General features: G+C 63.9%; 25 protein-coding genes. 18 read left to right on the top strand and 7 right to left on the bottom strand.

Annotated features, from left to right (window positions below; translation table 11 throughout):
- The first annotated feature begins 117 nt into the window (after window positions 1–117).
- Genes BRA1253DRAFT_RS27215 through BRA1253DRAFT_RS27205 form a run of 3 tightly spaced genes read left to right on the top strand, consistent with a single transcriptional unit; the run spans window position 118 to window position 3663 of the window.
- Window positions 118–1158: a branched-chain amino acid ABC transporter permease gene (locus BRA1253DRAFT_RS27215; RefSeq protein ID WP_007599693.1), complete on the top strand. Its 1041-nt coding sequence runs from the start codon at window positions 118–120 to the stop codon at window positions 1156–1158.
- 7 nt (window positions 1159–1165) lie between these two features.
- Complete coding sequence (locus BRA1253DRAFT_RS27210) at window positions 1166–2935, top strand: ATP-binding cassette domain-containing protein (protein ID WP_007599692.1); 1770 nt, start codon at window positions 1166–1168, stop codon at window positions 2933–2935.
- The gene (locus BRA1253DRAFT_RS27205; RefSeq protein WP_007599691.1) at window positions 2932–3663 is read left to right on the top strand and encodes an ABC transporter ATP-binding protein; all 732 of its coding nucleotides are present in this window, start codon (window positions 2932–2934) and stop codon (window positions 3661–3663) included. The genes BRA1253DRAFT_RS27210 and BRA1253DRAFT_RS27205 overlap by 4 nt, the downstream gene beginning before the upstream one ends.
- A gap of 224 nt (window positions 3664–3887) precedes the next feature.
- Here the strand turns inward: BRA1253DRAFT_RS27205 and BRA1253DRAFT_RS27200 are convergent, their stop codons facing one another.
- Window positions 3888–4511, bottom strand: coding sequence for a pyridoxamine 5'-phosphate oxidase family protein (locus BRA1253DRAFT_RS27200; protein WP_007599689.1), 624 nt, complete (start codon window positions 4509–4511; stop codon window positions 3888–3890).
- Window positions 4512–4631: 120 nt separating this feature from the next.
- On the opposite strand from BRA1253DRAFT_RS27200, the gene BRA1253DRAFT_RS27195 reads away from it, so the two are divergent.
- Entirely contained in the window at window positions 4632–5516 is an 885-nt protein-coding gene (locus BRA1253DRAFT_RS27195; protein ID WP_007599687.1) for a LysR family transcriptional regulator, read from the top strand.
- 5 nt (window positions 5517–5521) lie between these two features.
- On the opposite strand, the gene BRA1253DRAFT_RS27190 is transcribed toward BRA1253DRAFT_RS27195, so the two are convergent.
- Complete coding sequence (locus BRA1253DRAFT_RS27190; RefSeq protein ID WP_007599679.1) at window positions 5522–5941, bottom strand: PaaI family thioesterase; 420 nt, start codon at window positions 5939–5941, stop codon at window positions 5522–5524.
- Between the two features lie 218 nt (window positions 5942–6159).
- On the bottom strand, window positions 6160–7329 hold the full coding sequence (gene pobA / locus BRA1253DRAFT_RS27185) for a 4-hydroxybenzoate 3-monooxygenase (protein WP_007599677.1): 1170 nt from the start codon (window positions 7327–7329) through the stop codon (window positions 6160–6162).
- A 215-nt stretch (window positions 7330–7544) separates the two neighbouring features.
- Here pobA and BRA1253DRAFT_RS27180 point away from each other — a divergent pair, with 215 nt between their 5' ends.
- The 11 genes from BRA1253DRAFT_RS27180 (at window position 7545) to BRA1253DRAFT_RS27130 (ending at window position 17066) form a co-directional block, all read left to right on the top strand.
- A complete protein-coding gene (locus BRA1253DRAFT_RS27180) occupies window positions 7545–8561 on the top strand; it encodes a TRAP transporter substrate-binding protein (RefSeq protein ID WP_007599675.1) in 1017 nt (338 codons plus the stop codon).
- Between the two features lie 199 nt (window positions 8562–8760).
- On the top strand, window positions 8761–9270 hold the full coding sequence (locus BRA1253DRAFT_RS27175) for a TRAP transporter small permease (RefSeq protein ID WP_007599673.1): 510 nt from the start codon (window positions 8761–8763) through the stop codon (window positions 9268–9270).
- Window positions 9271–9272: 2 nt separating this feature from the next.
- Entirely contained in the window at window positions 9273–10592 is a 1320-nt protein-coding gene (locus BRA1253DRAFT_RS27170) for a TRAP transporter large permease (protein ID WP_007599671.1), read from the top strand.
- A gap of 12 nt (window positions 10593–10604) precedes the next feature.
- Window positions 10605–11066, top strand: a complete 462-nt coding sequence (locus BRA1253DRAFT_RS27165) for a DUF3237 domain-containing protein (RefSeq protein WP_007599665.1) — start codon at window positions 10605–10607, stop codon at window positions 11064–11066.
- Between the two features lie 69 nt (window positions 11067–11135).
- Entirely contained in the window at window positions 11136–11432 is a 297-nt protein-coding gene (locus BRA1253DRAFT_RS27160; RefSeq protein ID WP_007599663.1) for a type II toxin-antitoxin system RelE/ParE family toxin, read from the top strand.
- 3 nt (window positions 11433–11435) lie between these two features.
- Window positions 11436–11735: an addiction module antidote protein gene (locus tag BRA1253DRAFT_RS27155; protein ID WP_007599661.1), complete on the top strand. Its 300-nt coding sequence runs from the start codon at window positions 11436–11438 to the stop codon at window positions 11733–11735.
- A 181-nt stretch (window positions 11736–11916) separates the two neighbouring features.
- A complete protein-coding gene (locus BRA1253DRAFT_RS27150) occupies window positions 11917–12726 on the top strand; it encodes a crotonase/enoyl-CoA hydratase family protein (RefSeq protein WP_007599659.1) in 810 nt (269 codons plus the stop codon).
- A complete protein-coding gene (locus BRA1253DRAFT_RS27145) occupies window positions 12723–14606 on the top strand; it encodes a feruloyl-CoA synthase (protein ID WP_007599657.1) in 1884 nt (627 codons plus the stop codon). Before BRA1253DRAFT_RS27150 ends, BRA1253DRAFT_RS27145 begins: the two co-directional genes overlap by 4 nt.
- A gap of 26 nt (window positions 14607–14632) precedes the next feature.
- Complete coding sequence (locus tag BRA1253DRAFT_RS27140) at window positions 14633–15394, top strand: SDR family NAD(P)-dependent oxidoreductase (protein WP_007599655.1); 762 nt, start codon at window positions 14633–14635, stop codon at window positions 15392–15394.
- 10 nt (window positions 15395–15404) lie between these two features.
- The gene (locus tag BRA1253DRAFT_RS27135) at window positions 15405–15836 is read left to right on the top strand and encodes a thioesterase family protein (protein ID WP_007599654.1); all 432 of its coding nucleotides are present in this window, start codon (window positions 15405–15407) and stop codon (window positions 15834–15836) included.
- A 78-nt stretch (window positions 15837–15914) separates the two neighbouring features.
- Window positions 15915–17066, top strand: a complete 1152-nt coding sequence (locus tag BRA1253DRAFT_RS27130) for an ABC transporter substrate-binding protein (protein ID WP_007599653.1) — start codon at window positions 15915–15917, stop codon at window positions 17064–17066.
- Window positions 17067–17269: 203 nt separating this feature from the next.
- Here BRA1253DRAFT_RS27130 and BRA1253DRAFT_RS27125 read toward each other — a convergent pair whose 3' ends face one another.
- On the bottom strand, window positions 17270–17998 hold the full coding sequence (locus tag BRA1253DRAFT_RS27125; protein ID WP_007599652.1) for a glutathione S-transferase family protein: 729 nt from the start codon (window positions 17996–17998) through the stop codon (window positions 17270–17272).
- Window positions 17999–18036: 38 nt separating this feature from the next.
- On the bottom strand, window positions 18037–18342 hold the full coding sequence (locus BRA1253DRAFT_RS27120) for a hypothetical protein (protein ID WP_007599651.1): 306 nt from the start codon (window positions 18340–18342) through the stop codon (window positions 18037–18039).
- 112 nt (window positions 18343–18454) lie between these two features.
- Between BRA1253DRAFT_RS27120 and BRA1253DRAFT_RS27115 the strand changes: the two genes are divergently transcribed.
- On the top strand, window positions 18455–19153 hold the full coding sequence (locus BRA1253DRAFT_RS27115; RefSeq protein WP_007599649.1) for a YafY family protein: 699 nt from the start codon (window positions 18455–18457) through the stop codon (window positions 19151–19153).
- 13 nt (window positions 19154–19166) lie between these two features.
- Complete coding sequence (locus BRA1253DRAFT_RS27110; protein ID WP_007599647.1) at window positions 19167–19490, top strand: YkgJ family cysteine cluster protein; 324 nt, start codon at window positions 19167–19169, stop codon at window positions 19488–19490.
- Here BRA1253DRAFT_RS27110 and BRA1253DRAFT_RS27105 read toward each other — a convergent pair.
- A complete protein-coding gene (locus tag BRA1253DRAFT_RS27105) occupies window positions 19487–19885 on the bottom strand; it encodes a hypothetical protein (RefSeq protein WP_007599645.1) in 399 nt (132 codons plus the stop codon). The genes BRA1253DRAFT_RS27110 and BRA1253DRAFT_RS27105 overlap by 4 nt on opposite strands.
- Window positions 19886–20160: 275 nt before the next feature.
- Window positions 20161–20508 carry a DUF3307 domain-containing protein gene (locus BRA1253DRAFT_RS27100; protein WP_018458457.1) on the bottom strand — a complete coding sequence of 116 codons (348 nt, stop codon included), beginning with the start codon at window positions 20506–20508 and terminating at the stop codon, window positions 20161–20163.
- Window positions 20509–20909: 401 nt separating this feature from the next.
- Here BRA1253DRAFT_RS27100 and BRA1253DRAFT_RS27095 point away from each other — a divergent pair, with 401 nt between their 5' ends.
- Entirely contained in the window at window positions 20910–22355 is a 1446-nt protein-coding gene (locus BRA1253DRAFT_RS27095; RefSeq protein WP_007599640.1) for a TAXI family TRAP transporter solute-binding subunit, read from the top strand.
- Window positions 22356–22396: the final 41 nt, after the last annotated feature.

Here is a 22396-nt window from a genome sequence, read left to right as displayed (position 1 = left end):
ATTTGATAATTGTTATGGACCATATCAAATATCGTCAGCGCTGTTCAATGGCTGTGAGCGGACCGTCCACCACAATCAGGGGACCGGTCCTGAATCTTTGAGGGGGAGCGTCCGGTCTTGAATACCACCATCATGCTGTTCCTGCTGCAGGACGGCATCACCAATGGCGCGATTTATGCGCTGCTCGGCCTGGCGCTGGTGCTGGTGTTCGCCGTCACCCGCGTCATCCTCATCCCGCAGGGCGAATTCGTCACCTATGGCGCGCTGACCTATGCCTCGCTGGCCGCGGGCCAGATGCCGGGTACGGCGAAACTCGCGCTCGCCCTGGGCCTTGGCGCCTTCGCGTTCGACCTGTTCGCCGCGCGCAAGGCGTTGCACGGGCGCCTGGTGCTGCGCAGCATCCTGACCAACATCGTGCTGCCGGCCATCGTGCTGGCGCTGACTGTCTACTACACCGCTCAGAAGCCGCCGGTTGCGGTCTGCATCGCGCTGTCGCTGGTGATCGTGGCGATGATCGGCCTGTTTCTCTACCGCATCGCATTCCAGCCGCTGGCGCACACTTCGGTGCTGGTGCTGCTGATCGCCTCGGTGGGCGTCCACCTCGCACTTCAGGGTTTGGGCCTATTGTTCTTCGGCGCCGAAGGTCAGCGCGGACCTGCCGTACTGTCGGGATCTTTCACCACCGGCGCGCTGCGCTTCACAGGCCAGAGCATCACGGTCTACGGCATTACCATCGCCTTCATCGTCGGGCTGTGGCTGTTCTTCGGGCTGACACTCTACGGCAAGGCGCTGCGCGCGACCGCCGTGAACCGGCTCGGTGCCCGGCTCGTCGGCATCCGCACCACGCTATCCGGGCAGATCGCCTTCCTGCTGGCGTCCGTCATCGGCGCACTGTCGGGCATCATGATCGTGCCGATCACGACGCTCTATTACGACTCGGGCTTCCTGATCGGCCTGAAGGGCTTTGTCGCCGCGATCATCGGCGGGCTTGTCAGCTACCCCCTCACCGCGGTCGCGGCGCTGGTCGTCGGCATCGTCGAGGCGTTCTCGTCCTTCTATGCCTCCAACTACAAGGAGGTGATCGTTTTCATGCTCTTGATTCCCGTGCTGCTGCTGCGCTCGCTCGCAGCGCCTGCGGTCGAGGAAGAGAAGGACTGACGCCAAAATGCAGAGCCGGCTCCCCATCCTCATCTTCGCGCTGATTATGGCGGCGATCCCCTTTGTTCCGGGCATGCCCCCGTTCTGGATCGTGCTGCTCGACAATGTCGGCCTCACCGCCCTGGTCGCGATGGGCCTCGTGCTGCTGACCGGCGTCGGCGGCCTGACCTCGTTCGGACAAGCGGCCTTCGTTGGCTTCGGCGCCTACACCACCGCGGTGCTGTCAACGACCTACGGCATGTCGCCCTGGCTAACGCTCCCATTGTCGCTGCTGGTCAGCGGATTGCTGGCGGTGCTGCTCGGCCTCGTCACAGTCCGTCTCTCTGGCCATTATCTGCCGCTCGGCACGCTCGCCTGGGGGCTCGGCTTGTTCTATCTCTTCAGCAAGCTCGAATTCCTGGGAAGAAACGACGGCATCTCGGCGATCCCGCCGCTGTCGATCGGCTCGTTCAAAATGCTCTCGCCCGGCTCGATCTACTACGCGATCTGGGTTGCCGTGATCCTCTCGGCGCTGCTCACGATGAACCTGCTGGACTCCCGCACCGGCCGCGCCATCCGCGCGCTCCGGCGCGGCCATGTCGCGGCCGAGGCGTTCGGCGTGCACACGCCGCGGGCGAAAATGCTGGTGTTCATCCATGCCGCCGTGCTCGCCGGCCTCTCCGGCTGGCTTTACGCCCATCTTCAGCGCGCGGTGAACCCGACGCCGTTCGGCGCGCAGGCCGGCATCGAGTATCTCTTCATCGCCGTGGTCGGCGGCGCCGGCTATGTCTGGGGTGGCGTCCTGGGCGCGGCGCTCGTCGTGGTCCTCAAGGAAGTGCTGCAGAGCTATCTGCCGCTGATCCTGCCCGGCTCCGGCCAGGTCGAGACCATCGTGTTCGGCATCATGCTGGTGGCGCTGCTTCAGCTCGCACCCGGCGGCGTCTGGCCCTGGCTGATGTCGTTCCTGCCCCAGCGCACCGGTGGCAAAAAGCCGGACACCTCGCTCAAGCTGGAGCAGCGCACCCGCTCCCCCGGCCAATCCAGCGTCCTGCTTCAGGTCGAGAAGGCCCGGAAGCAATTTGGCGGCGTGGTCGCGGTGAACAACGTCTCCTTCGACGTCCTGGCTCGCGAGATCGTCGCGCTGATCGGCCCCAACGGCGCCGGCAAGAGCACCACCTTCAACCTGATCACCGGCGTGCTGTCGGCCACCTCAGGCTCGATCTCCGTGCTCGGCAACAAGGTCGACAGGGCACCGCCGCAGGAGATCGTCAAGCTCGGCATCTCCCGCACCTTCCAGCACGTCAAGCTGGTGCCTGACATGACCGTGCTGGAGAACGTCGCGATCGGCGCCCATCTGCGCGGCCATTCGGGGCCGATCTCCTCGATGCTGCGGCTCGACCGCACTGATGAGGCAAAGCTGCTCGCCGAAGCCGCCCGCCAGATCGAGCGGGTCGGACTTGGCGAGCAGATGCATCAGCTCGCAGGCTCGCTTTCGCTGGGACAGCAACGGATCGTCGAGATCGCCCGTGCGTTGTGCGTCGATCCGATGCTGCTGCTGCTCGACGAGCCGGCCGCCGGCCTGCGCCACATGGAGAAGCAGCGGCTCGCGAGCCTCCTGCGGGAGCTGCGCGACGGCGGCATGAGCGTGCTGCTTGTCGAGCACGACATGGGCTTCGTCATGAACCTCGCCGACCGCATCGTGGTGCTCGATTTCGGCACCAAGATCGCAGAAGGAACGCCGGCCACGATCAAGACCAATCCCGAAGTGATCAAGGCCTATCTCGGAGTGGCGGCATGACCGCGCTGTTGTCCGTCGCCGACGCCCATGTCGCCTATGGCAAGGTCGAGGCCGTGCGCTCGGTCTCGCTCGAAGTCGGCCAGAACCAGATCGTCACCATCGTCGGCGCCAATGGCGCCGGCAAGACCACGCTGCTCTCCGCCATCATGGGCATCTTTCCGCTGAAGGGGCGCGTGGCATTCGCAGGTCAGGATCTGTCGCGACTCGACATCGAGGACCGCGTCGCCATGGGACTTGGCCTCGTTCCCGAGCACCGCGAATTGTTCGTGACCATGAATGTCGAGGACAATCTCGAGTTGGGGGCCTTCCGCATCGAGAGAAGCAAGGCGAAAGCCTCGATGGAGCGGGTCTACGCGCTGTTTCCGCGGCTCAAGGAACGGCGCAAGCAGCTCGCCGGCACGCTCTCCGGCGGCGAGCAGCAGATGCTCGCAATGGGCCGCGCCCTGATGGGCGAGCCCAAGCTCCTGATGCTGGACGAGCCGAGCCTCGGCCTCGCCCCGATCATCGTCGCCGACATTTTCCGCATCGTCACCGAACTGCGCGCCGCCGGCGTCTCCGTACTGCTGGTCGAGCAGAACGCGCAGGCCGCATTGAAGATCGCGGATCAGGCCTATGTCATGGAGCTCGGCGAGTTCGTGCTCAGCGGTAAGGCCAGCGACATTGCGGCGAACGAGCGCGTCGCCGCCAGCTATCTCGGCTTCCAGCACGAAGGCGCGAGCGGGCTGTAAGTTCGAGAAATTGCTGACGCCGCACGCGCTGTCTTCTTCCCTTCTCCCCTTGCGGGAGAAGGTGGCGCGAAGCGCCGGATGAGGGGTATCTATCTAAACGGAAAGTGCTTCATTCGTGGAGAGAGACCCCTCACCCGTCTCGTCGCTCGGCGACGAGCCACCCTCTCCCGCAAGGGGACAGGGTGCACGCCGCAAGTCGCTCTAGCTTTCATTGGCAGGTAAGCTCAACTCGCGGCCTTCTCCCCCTTCAGCGCCGCGACCTCCGCCTCCAGCTCCGTGATTTTCGCATCTCTTGCCGCCAGCGCCGCTGCCACATCCGTCGCGTCGAACTTCTGCGGGATGTGCTGCGGGCAGTTCGTGTCCCACGCTTCGATCTTGAACAGGATCACCTGCTCCGGCCGGGCGCGGTAGCCTTTCGGCATCAGCGATGTCGTCAGCGCCTCGTCGTCTTCGACCACCCGCGCCTCGCCCCAGATCTTCACCCGGCGGCGATGGGCGTAGTCCATCACGAAGATGTAGGCCTTGGGATTTTCGGACAGATTTCCCTGCGTGATGTATTGCCGATTGCCGGCATAGTCCGTGAAAGCCAGCGTCTGCTTGTCCAGCACTTTCAAGAAGCCCTTCGGGCCGCCGCGATGCTGGATGTAGGGCTGTCCGTCGGCCGAGGCCGTGGCAAGATAAAAGCTGTTGGCGTCGGCCAGGAACGCCGCGAGGTTTTCATCGACCTCGGTGCGCCAGCCGCGCTGCTCGGCATGCGCATAGCCTTCGCGGGATCCCTTTCGGGTCTGGATCGACTTCACCGCCGGCGTGAATGCGACGTCGCTGGCATAGGTGTGAGTTGCCGTCATCGGACCATCTCCTGAAATCCCGGCGCATCCCTGCGTCTTCGCCACCTAAAATGGACTTTTCGCCGGCTAAAACAATCGGCCCGCTTGACACTTCATCATTGCGGTATATGCAACAATACCATGGATCGCCTCGAGGCCATGCATGTTTTCGTCACCGTCGCTGACCTGCACGGCTTCGCGCCGGCGGCACGAAAACTGCGGTTGTCCCCCTCCGCGGTGACGCGGCTGATCGCGGCGCTGGAGGAGCATCTCGGCGCGCGCCTGTTGCAGCGGACCACCCGTCAAGTGACCCTGACCGACGTCGGCACGCGCTATCTGGAGCGTGTGCGTCGTATCCTGGCCGATGTCGAGGAGGCCGACGGCTCGGCACGGGAGGAGCGCAACCGGCCGAGCGGGCGGCTGGTGGTGTCGGCGCCGGTCGGCTTCGGCCGGCTCCATGTCGGGTCTGTCATGACCGCCTACCTCAAGCGCTATCCCGAGGTCGCCTGCGAATTGCGGCTGTCGGACAATTTGGTCAATCTCGTGGAAGATGCCGTCGACGTCGCGGTGCGGATCGGCCATCTCGCCGACTCCTCGCTCGTGGCGCGCCAGGTCGGCGAGATGCGTCGGATCGTTGTGGCGACGCCAGGCTATCTGAAGCGCCATGGCGAACCGAAGACGCCGGAGGCACTGCTTACGCACCAGACCATCGCGTTCGGTCCATCCGCGAACTGGCGCTTCGTGCAGGACGGCCGCGACATCGAGGTGGCGCCGAATCCACGCTTCGCCAGCAACAGCGCCGACGCCGCCCTGCAATATGCCGAGGCCGGCGGCGGCGTGACCCGGGTGCTGGCCTATCAGGCCGCCGAGGGCTTGCGGCGCGGGCGCCTCAGAATCGTGTTGGCGAAATACGAGCAGCCGGCGCTGCCGATCCACATCGTCTACCCGACCTCGCGCCTGCTCTCCGCCAAGGTGCGCGCCTTCGTCGATCTCGTGGTGGAGACGGCGGGGTGGAAATTCGGGTGACGCCCTCACCCCTTTTTCGGCACGACGCGAAAGGTGCCGCTGGCGCGCGCGATCACGGCGCCGTCGGCCTTCGCGAGGCACTGCGCGAAACAGATTGTGCTGCCGGTCTTGATCGCCTCGCCCTCGACCGCGAGCCATTGGCCGATCTCGCCGGCGCCGACATAGTCGACCGACAGCGAGATCGTGACCAACGAGGTGGTCCAGCCGGTCGCCTGCGCGCAGCTGTAGCCCATGGCGGCATCGGCCAGCGCTGCGATCAATCCGCCATGGATCAGCCCGCGCGCGTTGGTGTGCGGTGTTGCGAGCCGCAATCCCACGGTGACGCCGTTGTCGGTCTTCCTGGAGTAAAGCGGCTCCCAGGGGTCGGTGAGCGGGGCTTTGCGGAAATGCGGCTCGAAGCCGGCGGGGATGTCGGTGCTGGTCATGTCCATCTCGCGTTGGTGGCTGCCGCCATTGAACGCGAGGGACGTGACGGTTGCACCACCTACAAAGTTTTAAACGGAATTTGCGCGGGTGTTTGAAAGAAGTGGCGCCGGCGCGAGCACTCGTAGGGTGGGCAAAGGTGCGCAGCGCCGTGCCCACCATCTCGCGCGAAGACAACGCTGGTGGGCACGCTTCGCTTTGCCCACCCTACAGCACCGTCCTAAAACGGCAGCCCCACATAGTTCTCCGACAGTGATGTCATCGCGGCTTGGGACTGCGTGACGTAGTCGAGCTCGGCGAGCTGGATGCGCGCCCCAATCGTACCGGTGTCCGGAAATTTGTGCAGCATCGAGGTCATCCACCAGGAGAACCGCACGGCTTTCCAGACCCGCGCCAGTGCCTTCGCGGAATAGGCGTCAATGCCGGCGCTGGATTTTTCGTCGTAGAACTCGCGAAATGCGCTCGACAGATAATGCGCATCGCTCGCGGCCAGATTCAGCCCCTTGGCGCCGGTCGGCGGCACGATATGGGCGGCATCACCGCACAGGAACAACTTGCCGAAACGCATCGGCTCGGCGACGAAGCTGCGCAGCGGCGCAATGCTCTTCTCGATCGAGGGGCCCGTGATCAGGCTGTCGGCGGCGTCCCGGTCGAGGCGGCGCTTGAGCTCGTCCCAGAATCGATCGTCCGGCCACTGGTCGACATGGTCGTCGAGCGCGCACTGCACATAGTAGCGGCTGCGCCTGGTCGAACGCATGGTGCACAGCGCAAAGCCGCGGACGTGGTTGGAATAGATCAGCTCGTGGCTGACCGGCGGCGTCTCGGAGAGGATGCCGAGCCAGCCGAACGGATAGATGCGCTCGAACTCCTCGATGGCCGAAGCCGGAACGCTGGCGCGGCTGACGCCGTGAAACCCGTCGCAGCCGGCGACGAAGTCGCAATCGATCGTGTGGGTGACGCCATCTTTCATGTAGGTTACGCGCGGGTGACCGCCGTCGAAATCGTGCGGTTGTACGTCCTTGGCCTCGTAGACCGAGGTGAGACCGGCGGCGTTGCGCGCATCCATCAGGTCGAGCGTGACCTCGGTCTGGCCGTAGATCATGACCGTCTTGCCGGTCGCAGCCTTCATGTCGATGCGGTGCCGGCGCCCCGAAAAGGCGAGCTCGATCCCTTCATGCACCAGCCCTTCGGCATGGGCCCGTGCGCCGGCGCCGATCTGGTCGAGCAGCGCGACTGTTCCCTCCTCCAGCAGTCCGGCCCGGATGCGGCCGAGCACATAGTCCGGGCTCTGCCGCTCCAGAATGACATTGTCGATGCCATAGCGGTTCAGCAGTTGCCCAAGCAACAATCCAGCCGGCCCTGCCCCGATGATTGCGACTTTTGTCCGCAATACTTGCTCCTCCCGATCCGGTAGGCTTTCGGCGTGGCTCGCTTGTCGCAGCTGTCCGCACACGATAATTATATCATATAACGGTTGGGCAAAAAGGGAGTGCGCGGCGGCACGCCGCGCCAGTTCCGGCTTGAACGCGCCGGCCAATTAGATAACATGTTAAATAACGAGACCGGGCCATCGAAGCCCGCCGTCAAAAGAGGGAGAGACGCGTGATGAGGAAAGCCTGTCTGGCGTTGCTGCTGGCAGCAAGCGTGAGCCCTGCGTTCGCGCAGGACAAGACCTTCGATTTGAAGATCTCGCACTGGGTGCCGGCCTCGCATCCGCTGCAGAAATCGCTCGAGGATTGGGCCGCCGCGGTCGAGAAGGATTCCGGCGGCACCATCAAGGGCAAGGTGTTTCCGGCCCAGCAGATGGGCAAGGCCTTCGATCATTACGACATGGCGCGCGACGGCATCGCCGACGTCACCTATGTCAATCCCGGCTACCAGCCCGGCCGCTTCCCGATCATCGGCGCCGGCGAATTGCCGTTCCTGATCTCGGATGCCAAGGGCGGCTCGATGGGGCTGGATGCGTGGTATCGCAAATACGCCGAGAAGGAGATGAAGGACGTCAAGTACTGCCTCGCCTTCGTCCACTCGCCGTCTTCCTTCCACTCCCGCACCAAGAAGATCGTGATGCCGGAGGACGTGAAGGGCCTGAAGATCCGCCCCGCCCACGCCACCATGGCGAATTTCGTCACCTCGCTCGGCGGCACCAATGTGCAATCCTCCGCGCCCGAAGTACGCGACATCATCGAGCGCGGCGTCGCCGACGGCGTCACCTTCCCCTGGGGTTCGCTGGTGCTGTTCGGCATCGACAAGGTGACCAAGTACGACATGGAGGCGCCGCTCTACACCACGACCTTCGTGTTCGTGATGAACAAGGACAAGTACAATGCGATGTCCGACAAGCAGAAGGCCGCGATCGACAAGAATTGCACGGTCGAGATGGCCGGTGTGGTCGGCGAGCACTGGGGCAAGTTCGAGGACGCCGGCATCGACAAGGTCAAGGCGGAAACCAGCCACGAGGTCTACAAGCTGACGCCCGAGCAGACCGCCGCCTGGAAGAAGGCTGCCGAGCCGCTGGTGAAGACCTGGGCCGACGGCGCAAAGAAGGCCGGCGCGGATCCGGATGCGGCGCTTAGCGAGCTGAAGGCCTCGCTGAAGAAGTACAACGCGCTGGCGGAGTGACGCTGAATCGGAGCCGCAGACTCGCTGCACCTCTCCCGCTTGCGGGGGGGGGCGGCGCGAAGCGCCGGGGGGGGGCTCTCTCCACTCGGGGTCCGTTCATTGCGGCGACACCCCCACCCCAGCCCTCCCCCGCAAGCGGGAGAGGGAGTGCAGCATCGCTGTTGATGCAACTCGCACTCATCTCGAGCAGGAAGCTCCCATGAAGCGCAGCTGGATGGATCGCGTTATCGATTCGATCGAGTGGATCGCAGCCGCCTTCGTCGGCATTGTCGCACTCGACATCTTCCTGTCGGTGCTGCTGCGCAACACGCTGAACTATGCGATCCCCGATAGTTTCGACATCGGCCGCATGCTGCTCGGCATCCTCATCTTCTGGGGCATCGCCGCGACCTCCTATCGCGGCACCCACATCACGGTCGATCTGGTCTGGGGCAATGTCGGGCCGCGCTACCAGCGCTGGATCGACGTGTTCGCGACACTGGTGCTGCTGTTCGTCGTGACGGTGCAGACCTGGACGCTGTTCGACAAGGTCCGCGGCACCTACAACGACAACGTCCAGACCTTCGACATGCACATGCCGACCTGGCCGTTCTTCGCGATCGCCTGGATCGGCGACGTCTCCGCCGTGCTGCTGATCGCGATCCGCACCTATCGGTTGATCTTCCATCCCGAAGAGATGCACGACCCCAAGCTGAAGGCGACGGAGTAATCATGAGCACCGATGCCGTCGCCGTTATCGGCTTCGTTTCCCTGTTCGCCCTGATGCTGCTGCGCGTGCCCGTCGGCATGGCCATGGGCCTCGTCGGCGTCTCCGGCTTCTCCTATCTCGTCGGCGCCACGCCGGCGCTGAAGCTGGTCGGCCAGACCTCCATGCGCACGGTGACCGACTACACCTTCGGCGTCATTCCGATGTTTCTGCTGATGGGCTCCTTCGTCAGCAATTCCGGCATGAGCCGCGAGCTATTCCGCGCCGCCAACGGCTTTGTCGGCCATTTGCGCGGCGGGCTCGGCATCGCCACCGTCGGTGCCTGCGGCGGCTTTGCCGCGATCTGCGGCTCCTCGGTCGCGACCGCAGCGACCTTCTCGGCGGTCGCTTACCCCGAGATGCGCCGTTTCGGCTACCCGCAGTCGTTTGCCACCGGCGTGATCGCGGCCGGCGGCACACTGGGCGCGATGCTGCCGCCCTCCACCGTGCTCGCCGTCTACGGCATCATCACCGAGCAGGACATCGGCAAGCTGTTCATCGCCGGCATCATCCCGGGCATTCTGGCGATGACCATGTACATGATCACGATCTTCCTGATCGGCTATTTCCGGCCGGACTTTCTGCCCAAGGGCAAGGTGCTGCCATGGCGCGAGCGCTTCGCCGGCCTGAAGGACATCTGGGCGCCGGTGCTGCTGTTCGTGTTCGTGATCGGCGGCCTTTACGGTCTGCCCTATTTGCCGCGCTTCACGCCGACCGAAGCCGGCGGCGTCGGCGCTGCCGGCGCCTTCATCATTGGCGTGGCGACCGGCCGCCTCGACCGCGAGAAAATTCTGGCCTCGCTGCTGCAGGCGACGCGCACGGCGGCCGCCGTGTTCACCGTGCTGATCGGCGCCTTGATCTTCGGCTATTTCCTCACGGTGACGCAGACCCCGCAGAAGGTGACGGAATTCCTCACCGGCCTTGGCCTCGGCCCCTACGGCGTGCTGGCGCTGATCATGGTGATGTATCTCGTGCTCGGCTGCCTGATGGACGCCATGGCGATGATCATCCTCACCGTGCCGATCATTTTCCCCGTGATCATGCATCTCGGCTTCGACCCGATCTGGTTCGGCGTCATCATCGTCATGACGGTCGAGCTCGGCCTGATTCACCCGCCGGTGGGCATGAACGTCTTCGTCATCAAGAGCGTGGTGAAGGACGTTTCCTTCTCCACCATCTTCAAGGGGGTGATTCCGTTCGTGGCGACAGACCTCGTGCGCCTCGTGATCCTGATCGCCTTCCCGCTGCTGGCGACATGGCTGCCGACGCGGATGATGGCGCATTGAGGAGGTGAAGCGATGACCACGCCGGCGCTCGAAACCAGATACGTCTTCACCGTCACTGCACGTATCGGCGACGTCGTCACCGCCGGCGAGACCGGCATCGGCGTTCGCCGCATCATCCCGATCATCGGCGGCGAGGTCTCGGGCGCGATCACCGGCAAGGTGCTGCCGTTCGGCGCCGACTTCCAGACCATCCGCCCCAACGAGCTGATTGATCTCGAAGCGAAGTACGCTTTCCAAACCAACGACGGCGCCATCGTCTATGTCGAGAACAAGGGCATGCGCTTCGGCCCGGTCGAGCTGTTACAAAAGCTCAAGCGCGGCGAGCCGGTGGATCCTAAACTGATCTATTTCCGCACCGTGCCGAAGTTCGAGACCGGGCATGAGAAGTACCGCTGGCTGATGCAGCACATTTTTGTCGGTTCAGCCGCGCGGCATGCGGACCGCGTCGTGATCGACGTGCATCAGGTGATGTGAACGCGTGGCGCCGCACCAAGGGCCGGCTGGTCCATTGACATTGCCACTTATGTAGCGTATACGCTACAGATGCCGACGATCAAGAGAACCGACGAATTCTCTGACTGGCTTAGAAACCTGCGAGACCGGAGAGCGAAGGCAAAAATCCTGGCCCGGATCGATCGGCTGGCGCTCGGCAATCCCGGAGACGTTGCTCCGGTCGGAGGCGGCATCAGCGAAATGAGAGTTCACGAGGGCGCTGGATACCGGATCTACTACGTTGCCCGAGGCGAGGAGATCATCATTCTTCTTTGCAGTGGCGATAAAGGCTCTCAGCCAGGGGACATAGCGTTGGCAAAGAAGATCGCGAGCGAATTGGAGGTCTGAGCAATGGCAAAAGTGAAATCCTTTGATACTGCGGAGTACCTCGACAGTCCGGAGATGGTTGCGGCCTATCTCACCGAAGCCTTTGAATCCGACGATCCGTCCGCAATAACGATGGCAATCGGCGCCGTAGCGCGCTCTCAGGGCATGGGCGCCATTGCCGAAAAAGCCGGTCTATCCCGTGAGAACTTGTATCGCTCGCTTGGCGGCGAGGCCAAACCCGAATTCGGCACTGTGATAAAGGTTCTCCACGCCATGGGTATCAATCTTGTGGCGCAACCCCAAAGCGGAACCAAGGCGGCGTAGCGGCCGGATAGCATCGGCGTCGGTGATATTCATCCCAATCTTGCGCATCGGGCATTCGGGTACGGGCTCTGTACCCGGACTGTCGTCCCATTTCCGGACGATGCATCGGCTTCCCCGCTGCCAGCCGTATTGACTCCCCCTGAATTCGTTATACAACATAACTATTCTGACAAGGACGCAAATGACACAGGGAAACGCCGAGACCGCCGACGCGGGCGCCTCCGGGCTTTTGAAGATCGAGCGGGCGGACCGGGTTTTGACCGTCGGCCTCAATCGGCCGGCCAAGCGCAATGCGCTCAACGACGGCATCATCCTGGAAATCGGCGAGTGTTTTACGTCCCTTCCCGAGGATATCGGCGCGGTCGTCATCCACGGCATCGGCGACCATTTTTCCAGCGGTCTCGACCTCTCCGAACTGACCGACCATGATGCCACCGGCGGCCTTCTCCATTCCCAGATGTGGCACCGGGTGTTCGACCGCATCCAGTACAGCCGCGTGCCCGTGATCGCGGCGCTCAGGGGCGCCGTGATCGGCGGCGGGCTGGAGCTCGCCTGCGCGGCGCATATCCGTGTCGCCGAACCGTCGACCTATTTCGCGCTGCCGGAGGGACAGCGCGGCATCTTCGTCGGTGGCGGCGGTTCGGTGCGCCTGCCGCGCCTGATCGGCGTCGCCAGGATGATGGACATGATGCTGACCGGCCGCGTCTATTCCGCGACCGAAGGCACCTCCTACGGCTTTGCGCAATATGTCACGGAAGCCGGCAACGGCCTCGGCAAGGCGATGGAGCTTGCGACCAAGGTCGCCTCCAACGCGCCGCTGACCAACTTCGCCGTGCTCCAGGCGCTGCCGATGATCGCGGAGGCCAATCCGCAGACCGGCCTGTTGATGGAATCGCTGATGGCGACGGTGGCGCAGAGCGACAAGGAAGCCAAGCGCAGGATCCGCGAATTCCTCGAGCACAAGACCGCAAAGGTGAAGCCGAAATCATGAGCGCGCAGCCGTCCTCTTCCAGCATGGAGCGCGGCGCGAGCACTTCCCCGCTGCGGCCCATTTCATTCGGCGATCCCGTCGTGAATATCGAGCGGCGCGACGACGGCACGATTTACCTGCGGCCCAAACAGCCGCTCGGAGACTATCCGGCCCGCATCACCGACCGCCTGCATCACTGGGCGAATACGACGCCGGATCGCATCTTCATGGCCGAGCGCGAAGGCGGTCGCGGCTGGCGCAAGATCAGTTACGCCGAGCTGCTCGCCGCGAGCCGGCACATCGCCTCAGGACTCATTGCGCGCGGGCTGTCGGCGGAGCGGCCGGTCGTCATCCTCTCCGGCAATTCGATCGACCATGCATTGCTCGCGTTTGGCGCGTTCTATGCCGGCATTCCGTTCTGCCCGGTGTCGCCGGCCTATTCGTTGGTTTCGAAGGATTACGGCAAGCTCTCCTACCTGATGAAGCTCCTGACGCCCGGCCTCGTCTTCGCCGAGGACGCCGACAAGTTCGCCGACGCGCTCGCGGCCAACGTCTCGCTCGGCACCGAAATCGCCGCGTCCTACGGCCACGTGCCGGGCCGCGACGTCACCTCGCTCGCCGACCTCATGGCAACCCCGATCCGCGGCGATCTGGACGAAGTCCACGGCAAGATCGGTCCCGACACCATCGCGAAATTCCTGCTGACCTCGGGCTCGACCGGCAACCCCAAGGCGGTCATCAACACCCAGCGCATGATCTGCGCCAACCAGGTGATGCTGCGCGAGACGCTCGCCTTCCTCAAGGACGAGCCGCCCGTCATCATCGACTGGCTGCCCTGGAATCACACTTTTGGCGGCAACCACAATATCGGGCTGACGCTCTACAATGGCGGCTCGATGTATCTCGATGCCGGCAAGCCGGTGCCTGGAGGCATCGACGAAACCGTGCGCAATCTCCAGGAGATTTCGCCGACAGTCTATTTCAACGTCCCCAAGGGATACGAGTCGCTGCTTCCTTATCTGCGCGACGACCAGGGCCTGCGCGCGAAATTCTTCGACCGGCTGCACGCGATGTTCTTCTCGGGCGCGGCGCTGTCGCCGTTCGTCTGGAACAGCCTCGACGAGCTCGCGGTCAAGGAAAAAGGCTACCGCGTGCCGATGCTGACCGGCCTCGGTGCAACCGAGACCGCGCCGTTCTTCATGTCGGTCAACCCGCGCACCAGCCGCTCCGGTCATGTCGGGCTTCCCGTATCCGGCAACGACGCCAAGCTGGTGCCGAACAACGGCAAGATGGAAGTTCGTTGCAAGGGACCGAACGTGATGCCCGGCTACTGGCGCCAGCCCGACATCACCGCGAATTCGTTCGACGAAGAAGGCTTCTACAAGCTCGGCGATGCGCTCAAGCCTGTCGATCCCGACGATCTCAACGCCGGCTTCGATTTCGACGGCCGCATCGGTGAGGATTTCAAGCTCGGCAGCGGCACCTGGGTCAGCGTCGGCCCGTTGCGCGCGCGCTTCGTTGCGGCCTGCGCACCGCTGGTGCGCGACGTCGTCATCGCCGGCATCAACCGTGACGAGGTTTCCGCGCTCGTCGTACTCGATCTCGACGGCTGCCGGCTGATCAACCCGACGCTGCCGACCGACGATCTCGTCCTCGCGACCCGCGACCGGCTGGTGCGCGAGGCATTTCGCGAACGGCTGACCCGCTTTCTCGGCGCGGCCACGGGATCCTCGACGCGGATCACGCGCGCGATCCTCATGGACACGCCGCTCTCGATCGACAAGGGCGAAGTCACCGACAAGGGGTCCATCAACCAGCGCGCGGTGCTCGAGCATCGCAGCCTGCTGATCGAGGAGCTCTACGCTGCCAATCCATCGGACCGTGTGATATCGGTCGGCTAAGAAAACATCGCTACAGGGAGAACGCCATGTTGTTGAAGGATCAGGCAGTCATCGTCACCGGCGGCGCATCGGGACTGGGCGCGGCGACCGCGCGTAAGCTGGCGGCGCAGGGCGCCCGGGTGGCGGTGTGCGACCTCCATGCCAAGCTCGCGGAAACCGTGGCCGCCGAGATCAAGGGCGTCGCGGTGACCTGCGATGTTTCCGATGCGGCCTCCGCGGAAGCTGCGATCGCCCAGGCGACCAAGGCCCATGGACCCGCGCGCGTGCTGGTCAATTGCGCCGGCATCGGCGTTGCCAAGCGCGTCGTCGGCCGCGACGGCCCGATGGCGCTCGCGGATTTCGACAAGGTGATCAAGGTCAACCTGATCGGCACCTTCAACATGCTTCGCCTTGCCGCGAACGAGATGTCCAAGCTCGAGCCGCAGGCAACCGGCGAGCGCGGCGTCATCATCAACACGGCGTCGGTTGCCGCTTATGACGGCCAGATCGGGCAATCGGCCTATTCGGCATCGAAGGGCGGCATCGTCGGCATGACGCTGCCGATCGCGCGCGAGCTGGCGCAGTTCGGCGTCCGCGTGCTGACGATCGCGCCCGGCCTGTTCCTCACGCCGCTGCTCGCCAACCTGCCGCAGGAAGCCCAGGACTCACTCGCCGCCGCAATCCCGTTCCCGCGCCGGCTCGGCCACGCCGACGAGTTCGCGGCGCTCGCCCTGCACATGGTCGAGAATTCGTACCTGAACGGCGAAGTCGTACGCCTCGACGGCTCGCTGCGCATGGCACCGAAATAGGGCGCGACATATGTTCGTGAACCGGCGCGACGTCCAGATCCAGTGGGGTGATTGCGACCCCGCCAACATCGTCTATTACCCGCGCTATTTCGCGATGTTCGACGATTCGACCTCGACCCTGTTCGAAGTCGCCGGGTTCTCCAAGCAGGACCTGGTCCGCAAATACGGCCTGGTGGGCATTCCCATGGTCGACACCCGCGCCAAGTTCTACATCCCCTCGACTTATGGTGACTGGATCACCATCGAAACCAAGGTCGAGAGCATCAAGCGCTCGAGCTTCGAGGTGAAGCACAGCGTCTTCAAGGGCGAAGCTCTGGCGATCGAAGGTTTCGAGACGCGCGTGCTGGTCGGCCGCGACCCCGTTAACCCCGACAAACTGAAATCGGCACCGTTTCCCGCGGAAATGGTAGCCAAATTCACGGGGAGCGAGGCCCGGAGCTAAATCGCCACATCACCAAAAGAGGGGGCTGAATTACCCCCCGATTTCTGCTTTCAAAGAAACACATAAAGGGAGGAATAGATGAAACGCTTTTACCTGACCGCCGCCGTCACCGCGGCCGCGCTTGCGCTGCCGGCCGTGCCCGCGCTGGCCCAGACCGCCGAGGTCACCATCGGCATCACCACCACCACGACCGGCCCGGGCGCAGCGCTGGGCATTCCCGAGCGCAATGCGCTGGAGTTCGTGCCGAAGGAGATCGGCGGCGTGCCGCTGAAGGTGATCGTACTCGACGACGGCGGCGATCCCACCACCGCGACCACCAACGCCCGCCGCTTCGTGACCGAATCCAAGGCCGATATCATCATGGGCTCGGCGCTGACGCCGCCGACCATCGCGGTGTCGAACGTCGCCAACGAAGCCGGCATTCCGCATTTCGGCCTGGCGCCGTTCCCGATCACGCCGGAGCGCATGAAGTGGTCGGTCGCGATGCCGCAGCCGATCCCGATCGTGGGCAAGGTGTTGTACGATCACATGAAGGCCAAGGGCGTGAAGACCATCGGCTATATCGGCTATTCCGACTCCTATGGTGACCTCTGGTTCAACGATTTGAAGGCGCAGGCCGTGCCAATGGGCATAACCATCGCCGACGAGGAGCGCTTCGCTCGCCCCGACACCTCGGTGACCGGACAGGTGCTGAAGCTCGTGGCTGCGAATCCCGACGCCATTCTGGTCGGCGCTTCCGGCACCGCAGCCGCGCTGCCGCAGACCGAGCTGCGCGAGCGTGGCTATCAGGGCCTGATCTACCAGACCCACGGCGCCGCCAGCATGGACTTCATCCGCATCGCCGGCAAAGCGGCGGAAGGCGTGCTGATGGCCTCCGGTCCCGTCATGGATCCCGAGGACCAGCCGGACGAAGCCGCCACCAAGAAGCCGGGCCTCGCACTCAACTCGGCCTATGAAGCCAAGTACGGCCCGAACAGCCGCAGCCAGTTCGCCGGCCATTCCTACGACGCCTTCGAGATTCTCAAGCGCATCATCCCGACGGCACTCAAGACGGCGAAACCCGGCACGCCGGAATTCCGCGAAGCAATTCGCCAGGCCTTGCTGTCGGAGAAGGAGCTGGCCGCAAGTCAGGGCGTCTACAACTTCACCGAAAAGGACCGCTACGGCCTCGACGACCGTTCGCGGATTTTGCTCACGGTGAAGAATGGCAAGTACATGCTGGTGAAATAGGCGCGACCGCAGGATTGAGACGACGAGAGCCGGCCCGATGGGCCGGCTCTTTTGTTTGCAGTCCCAGACCCTCGGGGCGTCATGCCCGGGCTTGTCCCGGGCATCCACGTTCTTCGTTCCGCGCGGCAACGCGTGGATGGCCGGGACGAGCCCGGCCATGACGACGTGGAGGCTTCAGCGCCCCAAGCCAACGTCGCACAGCACTAAGCCGCCTGTCGCAACGGGGTCCAGGCGAACTCCGGATAGTAAGTGTCCATCATCCGGTCGACATAAGCGGTGAGGTTCGGAAATCCTTCGGCGCGACGGCGCAGCGCGGATTCGAAGAACGGCGTCAGGATCCCGGCGAGTGCACCGAAGGCGGTGGCATCGACGCCGCAGGGCTTGTTGCCCATCAGACAGGCCTTGTCGCCGAGCTGCACCGAGAGCGCAAACAGCGAGCGCACGGCGAGATCGACGTCGTCATCGGGCGCGTGACGGCCTAATCCGGAGAGCAAATAGTTCTCGGCGACACGGAATTGCGCGTCCTCGCGCAACTTCTCGCGATTGTGCTCCGGCGCGCCGTCGAAGAAATGCGCAGGCCCCTTGGCGAAATTGACTGGGTCGACCCAGCGCGCCCCGACCAGCGCAAAATAAACGTGATGCTCGATCATGCGCTCGAATGCCCAAGCCTGTGCGCGCTCGGCAAGCGACAGCCCGGCGTCGAAATCGAAGCCATAGCGGCGCTCGATATGGGCGCGGATGAAGGTGGAATCGGCCACCGCCTCGCCGCCATCGTCGATGAAAGGCAGCTGCCCCTTGGGAGAGGCGGGCGGCATCGCCCGCTCCTTCCGGTAGGGCAGTCCCGCCATCTTGAGCTGCACCTCCGTCTTGGTGACGAAGGGGCTGATTTCCGGCAGGCCGAAACCGGCGCCAAAGCCGTAAAGCGTGATCATGAAGGCTCTCCTGAAACGACCGAAAGAGTTGAGGGAACTTAGCCGCGGGCTGCTGCCACCATGGTGGCAGCAGCCGTGATATCTTCTGCGAAACGGGCCCCCCGCCAGGCGCGGGCCATGACATGATGAACCAGCCCGTCCGCGGCCTGGACCAGGAAGCGAGCCACCACGGTCGCGAGCGCAAGGCGGAGGTCGAGCACCATGAGATCAAGCGATACGAGGCGTCCGAACGCCCATGCGTACCAAGCTCGGACTTGCAAACGCAGGACTTGCAAAGGCGGGACTCGTAAAGGCTGGGTCCGCCACAGCGCAGCGGCCGGGCCGAAATGAGTTGGAATGATCATGGACAAATCCTCTTCAGTCGACGTGTTGTCCCGGTATAGAACTCCCCTGCTGCCAACATCCTGTCAGCAGCCGCGCGCCACCTTCTGAAAAACCACCGACAAGAGACCCGTCATGAGACGCGCCGACCGGCTGTTTCAAATCATCCAGGTGCTGAGGCGCACGCGTAAGCCGTTGACGGCGGACGCCATCGCGGCCGAGCTCGAGACCTCGAAGCGCACGATCTATCGCGACATCGCCACGCTGATCGGCCAACGCGTGCCGATCCGCGGTGAAGCCGGCATGGGCTACATCCTGGAAAAGGGTTTTGACCTGCCGCCTTTGATGCTGACACCCGACGAGATCGAGGCGGCGGTGCTGGGCGCGCAATGGGTCGCCGGCCATGCCGATCCCGCGCTGGCGCGCGCGGCTGAAGATTTGATGGCCAAGATCGCCGACACTGTCCCCGAGCGCCTGCGCCCCTTCGTGCTGGAGCCGGCAAGCCGGGCCCGGCCGAGCTGGAACAGGGAGCCGGACCGCCTCGACATGGCACGCACGCGCACCCAGATCCACGAAGGCAAGAAGATCATGCTGCGCTATCGCGACGAGCAGGGCCGCGCCAGCGAGCGCATGATCTGGCCGATTTCGATCGGCTATCTCGAAGCCGTGCGCCTGCTCGCGGCCTGGTGCGAGCTGCGCGGCGACTTCCGCAGCTTCCGCACTGACCGCGTGGTGGATGCGAGCTATCCCGACGAGAGATATCCTGAAAGGCGCGACGTGCTGCGCGCGAAATGGCGGCAAAGCCTGGTCTGGGGCCCGCCCAAGGATACGTGAAGGACACGTGACGATGGACGAGAACGCCCCCGTCGACCTGTCGAGCTGTTGCCAGAGTTGCGGCGCCTGCTGCGGCTATTCGGCGAACTGGCCTCGCTTCTCGATCGAGAGCGACGAGGAGCTCGCCGCGATTCCCGAAGCGCTCGTCAACGCGCGTCAATCCGGCATGCGCTGCGAAGGCGATCGCTGTTCGGCGTTGCAGGGAGAAATTGGAAAAGCGACCGCGTGCGGCATCTACGCAGTGCGGCCGGAGGTGTGCCGCACATGCATGCCGGGTGATGCCGAATGCGCGATGGCGCGACGGAAATTCGGGCTGCCAATTATCGCGAGCGTTTAGGCCGGGACGGCTTCACTGATCTCGTCGTCGATCTCGTCGTCCAGCGGCGCGAGCACCGAGAGCGGCTTGGTCGACAGCGTGATCGGCTTGCGGCCACCGGACAGCGACGGCGAGGATTTCGCCGCGCCTTCGCGCGCGAGCGCGTAGAGCGTCGAACCGACACGGCCGCCGTTCTCGATCAGGTCGCGCTCGTTACAGCTGCCGGCGATCGCGACCGCCAGCGAGTGCAAATGGCTGCGGCGATAGCAGAACAGCGCCAGCCTGGCGCGCGCGTCTGGGGAAACACTTTCAACCAACCTCGGCAGGCCACTCTCGCTGGCGCGGTACATCTCGCCAAGGAGCTCGTCGCGGACCGGGCACGAATCGCCTTCAAAGGTATCGCGGCTTGAAAACATTGCAGTTCTCCCTCGTGGGCGAAGATGCAGTGCAATTCTCTAATGAAAGGTTAACCACGCTGCCCGGTAGTCGCCCGGGGTGCTTGCGCGTGGGCAGCGAATCAATGGGCTGGAAAGGGTTTCTCTGTGGCCATCCTTCGAGACGCCCGCCTTCGGCGTGCCCTCAGGGTGAGGTCTGTTTTCTGCTGAAAGATTCTCACCCTCATGGTGAGGAGGCGCGAAGCGCCGTCTCGAACCATGCAGGCCCGACAGCCACTTCAGAGGGCCATCGTCCGTCAGTTCGCCGCCATGAAGATGGAGAGGCCGAAGCCGGTCAGATGGTGCAGGGCCTGGTCGACACCGATCAGGGTCCAGAACCAGGGATGCGCAAGGTCGACGCCGAAATTGGCCGAGACGAGGCCCTTGGCGCGGTCGATCGTGATGTGGATCACGAAGTCGATCAACGCCACGAACCAGAATTTCGGCGCCACGATCAGGATCAGCGGCAGCGCAACCGCGAGGTGAACCAGGCAGTGTACCAGGAGCGGCAGGGCCCAGCCGTGCTTCTGGTCCTTGCCGTGCGCCATCCAGGCGGTCTGGAGGACGAAATCGGCGATGATGTGCTTGAACGTCAGCAGCAACATCCAGCCAATGAGGGCTTCGACCGGAACCGCCGATGACAGGGGTGGAAACGACAAGGCGCCCTCGTTGACGTGACAAGAAGAATTGGAGCGTTCAGCGCAATCTCTTCCTGGACCGGTCAAATCGCCGGGACTTGCGATTTATGACACCTCCCGCGGCGGAATGCAGCCGGGGGGAACCGGAAAATCGCCAACTGTGGCTAACTGGTGATAGGATGGCCAATCGCCGCGGCCGACTTGAGTAAGGTTACCTTCGGCTCGGAATTTGCATTCCGCGGGCTGCGCGCTATCATCGCCGGTAGAGAATATCGTTCTTTTTTCAGACGTTTACGAATTGCAGGGCGACCGCAGCGATCACATCCGCGAGCCGCCCGCCACCGGAAGCATAAGGCCAGAGTGCTGCCATGAGTACTGAGGGCCCGACCTCATCGCCGATCGAGCCACCGCCCCGGCGACCCAAGGTGATCAAGACCAACCAGCAGCAGGTCTTCCTCTACGTCGTGCTGACCCTGCTGTTGTCGCTTGCCACCGTCTGGGGCGGCCGCATGCTGGTGCACAATTCGGAAACGCTGACCTTTGCCGTCGGCGCGCCCAACAGCGATGAGGCGCTGTTCGCAGCCAAGCTCGCCGCCGTCCTGAAGAACAACGCCTCGCGCTTCCGGATCAAGATCGTCAACAACGCCGACAACGCCAAGGCGATCGCCCAGTTCGACCGCAAGCAGGCCGACCTCGCGGTGCTCCGCACCGACGCCAAGGTGCCGCTGCGGGCACGCACGCTCGCGATCCTCGAGCACGATCTCGTGCTGCTGCTCGGGCCCGGCAACAAAAAGATCAAGTCGCTCGCCGAGCTGAAGAAGAAGAAGGTCGCCGTCCTCGCTGACAGCGAATCCTCGCTCGCCTTCGTCCGCGGCATCCTCGACATTCCCGACGGTCCGGACGCGGCGAAGATCCAGATGGCGCCGCAGGGCGCAACGCTCGACAAGCTGTTCGCGCCGGCGAGCGGCTTTGGCGCGGTCGTCGCCATCGTTCACGCCTCGCGGGCGGTGCGGGACAAGGCGTATGAGCAGGTCGCCAGGCGTGGCGGCTTCACACTGAACGCGATCGACGAGGCGAAAGCGCTGGCGCGCAGGATCCCCGGCATTTCCAGCGAGACGCTGACGGCGGGGACGCTGTCTGCATCGCCGGAAATTCCCGACGACGATCTCGACACGATCGGTCTCGAATGGTTGCTGGTCGCCCAATCCAGGATGTCGCCGACGGCGGCCGGGGAACTCGCGCGCACCGTCTACGAGAACAAGTCCGCGCTCGGGCTCGACAGCGGCTTTGCCAGCAGAATCGAGCCCGCCTCCGTCGAGAAGGACGCCTTCGTGATGGCGCATCAAGGGGCGGCCGACTACATCAACGACGACACCAAGTCGTTCATGGATAAGTACAGCGACCTGATGTATCTGGGCGCTGCCGCGCTCAGCGTCATCGGCTCGATCTTCGCCGCGATCTACGCCAAGATCACCCGGATCGCGCCCGAGAAGGCGAGCGAGCTCTCCACCGCCATTCTCGACATCGGTGAGCGGATCGAACACGCTCATTCGCTGGACCAGCTCGAATGTCTCCAGGACGAGCTGGAAGGCATTTTACGCGGCGCCGTCATCGGCCTCAGAGACGGCACGATCAGTACCGACGGGCTCGACACGTTCAAGCTCGGCTACGAATTCGTCCGCGACGAGATCGGCATGCGCCGCGACTACCTCAAGCGCCATGCCGGCGAGAGCGAGAAGGCAGCTCAGGATGTGGCCCCTCCCCACCACGACGAGAGCAATGTCGTGGTGGTGAAGACAGCTCAGAGTGCCTGACCTATCGAAGCTCGACTGCGGCCATCCTTCGAGACACCCGC

This window comes from Bradyrhizobium sp. WSM1253, from assembly GCF_000244935.1.
Lineage (GTDB): Bacteria > Pseudomonadota > Alphaproteobacteria > Rhizobiales > Xanthobacteraceae > Bradyrhizobium > Bradyrhizobium canariense.
Note: the sequence above shows the minus strand (reverse complement) of the source record. Positions and strands in the feature narration are given on the sequence as shown.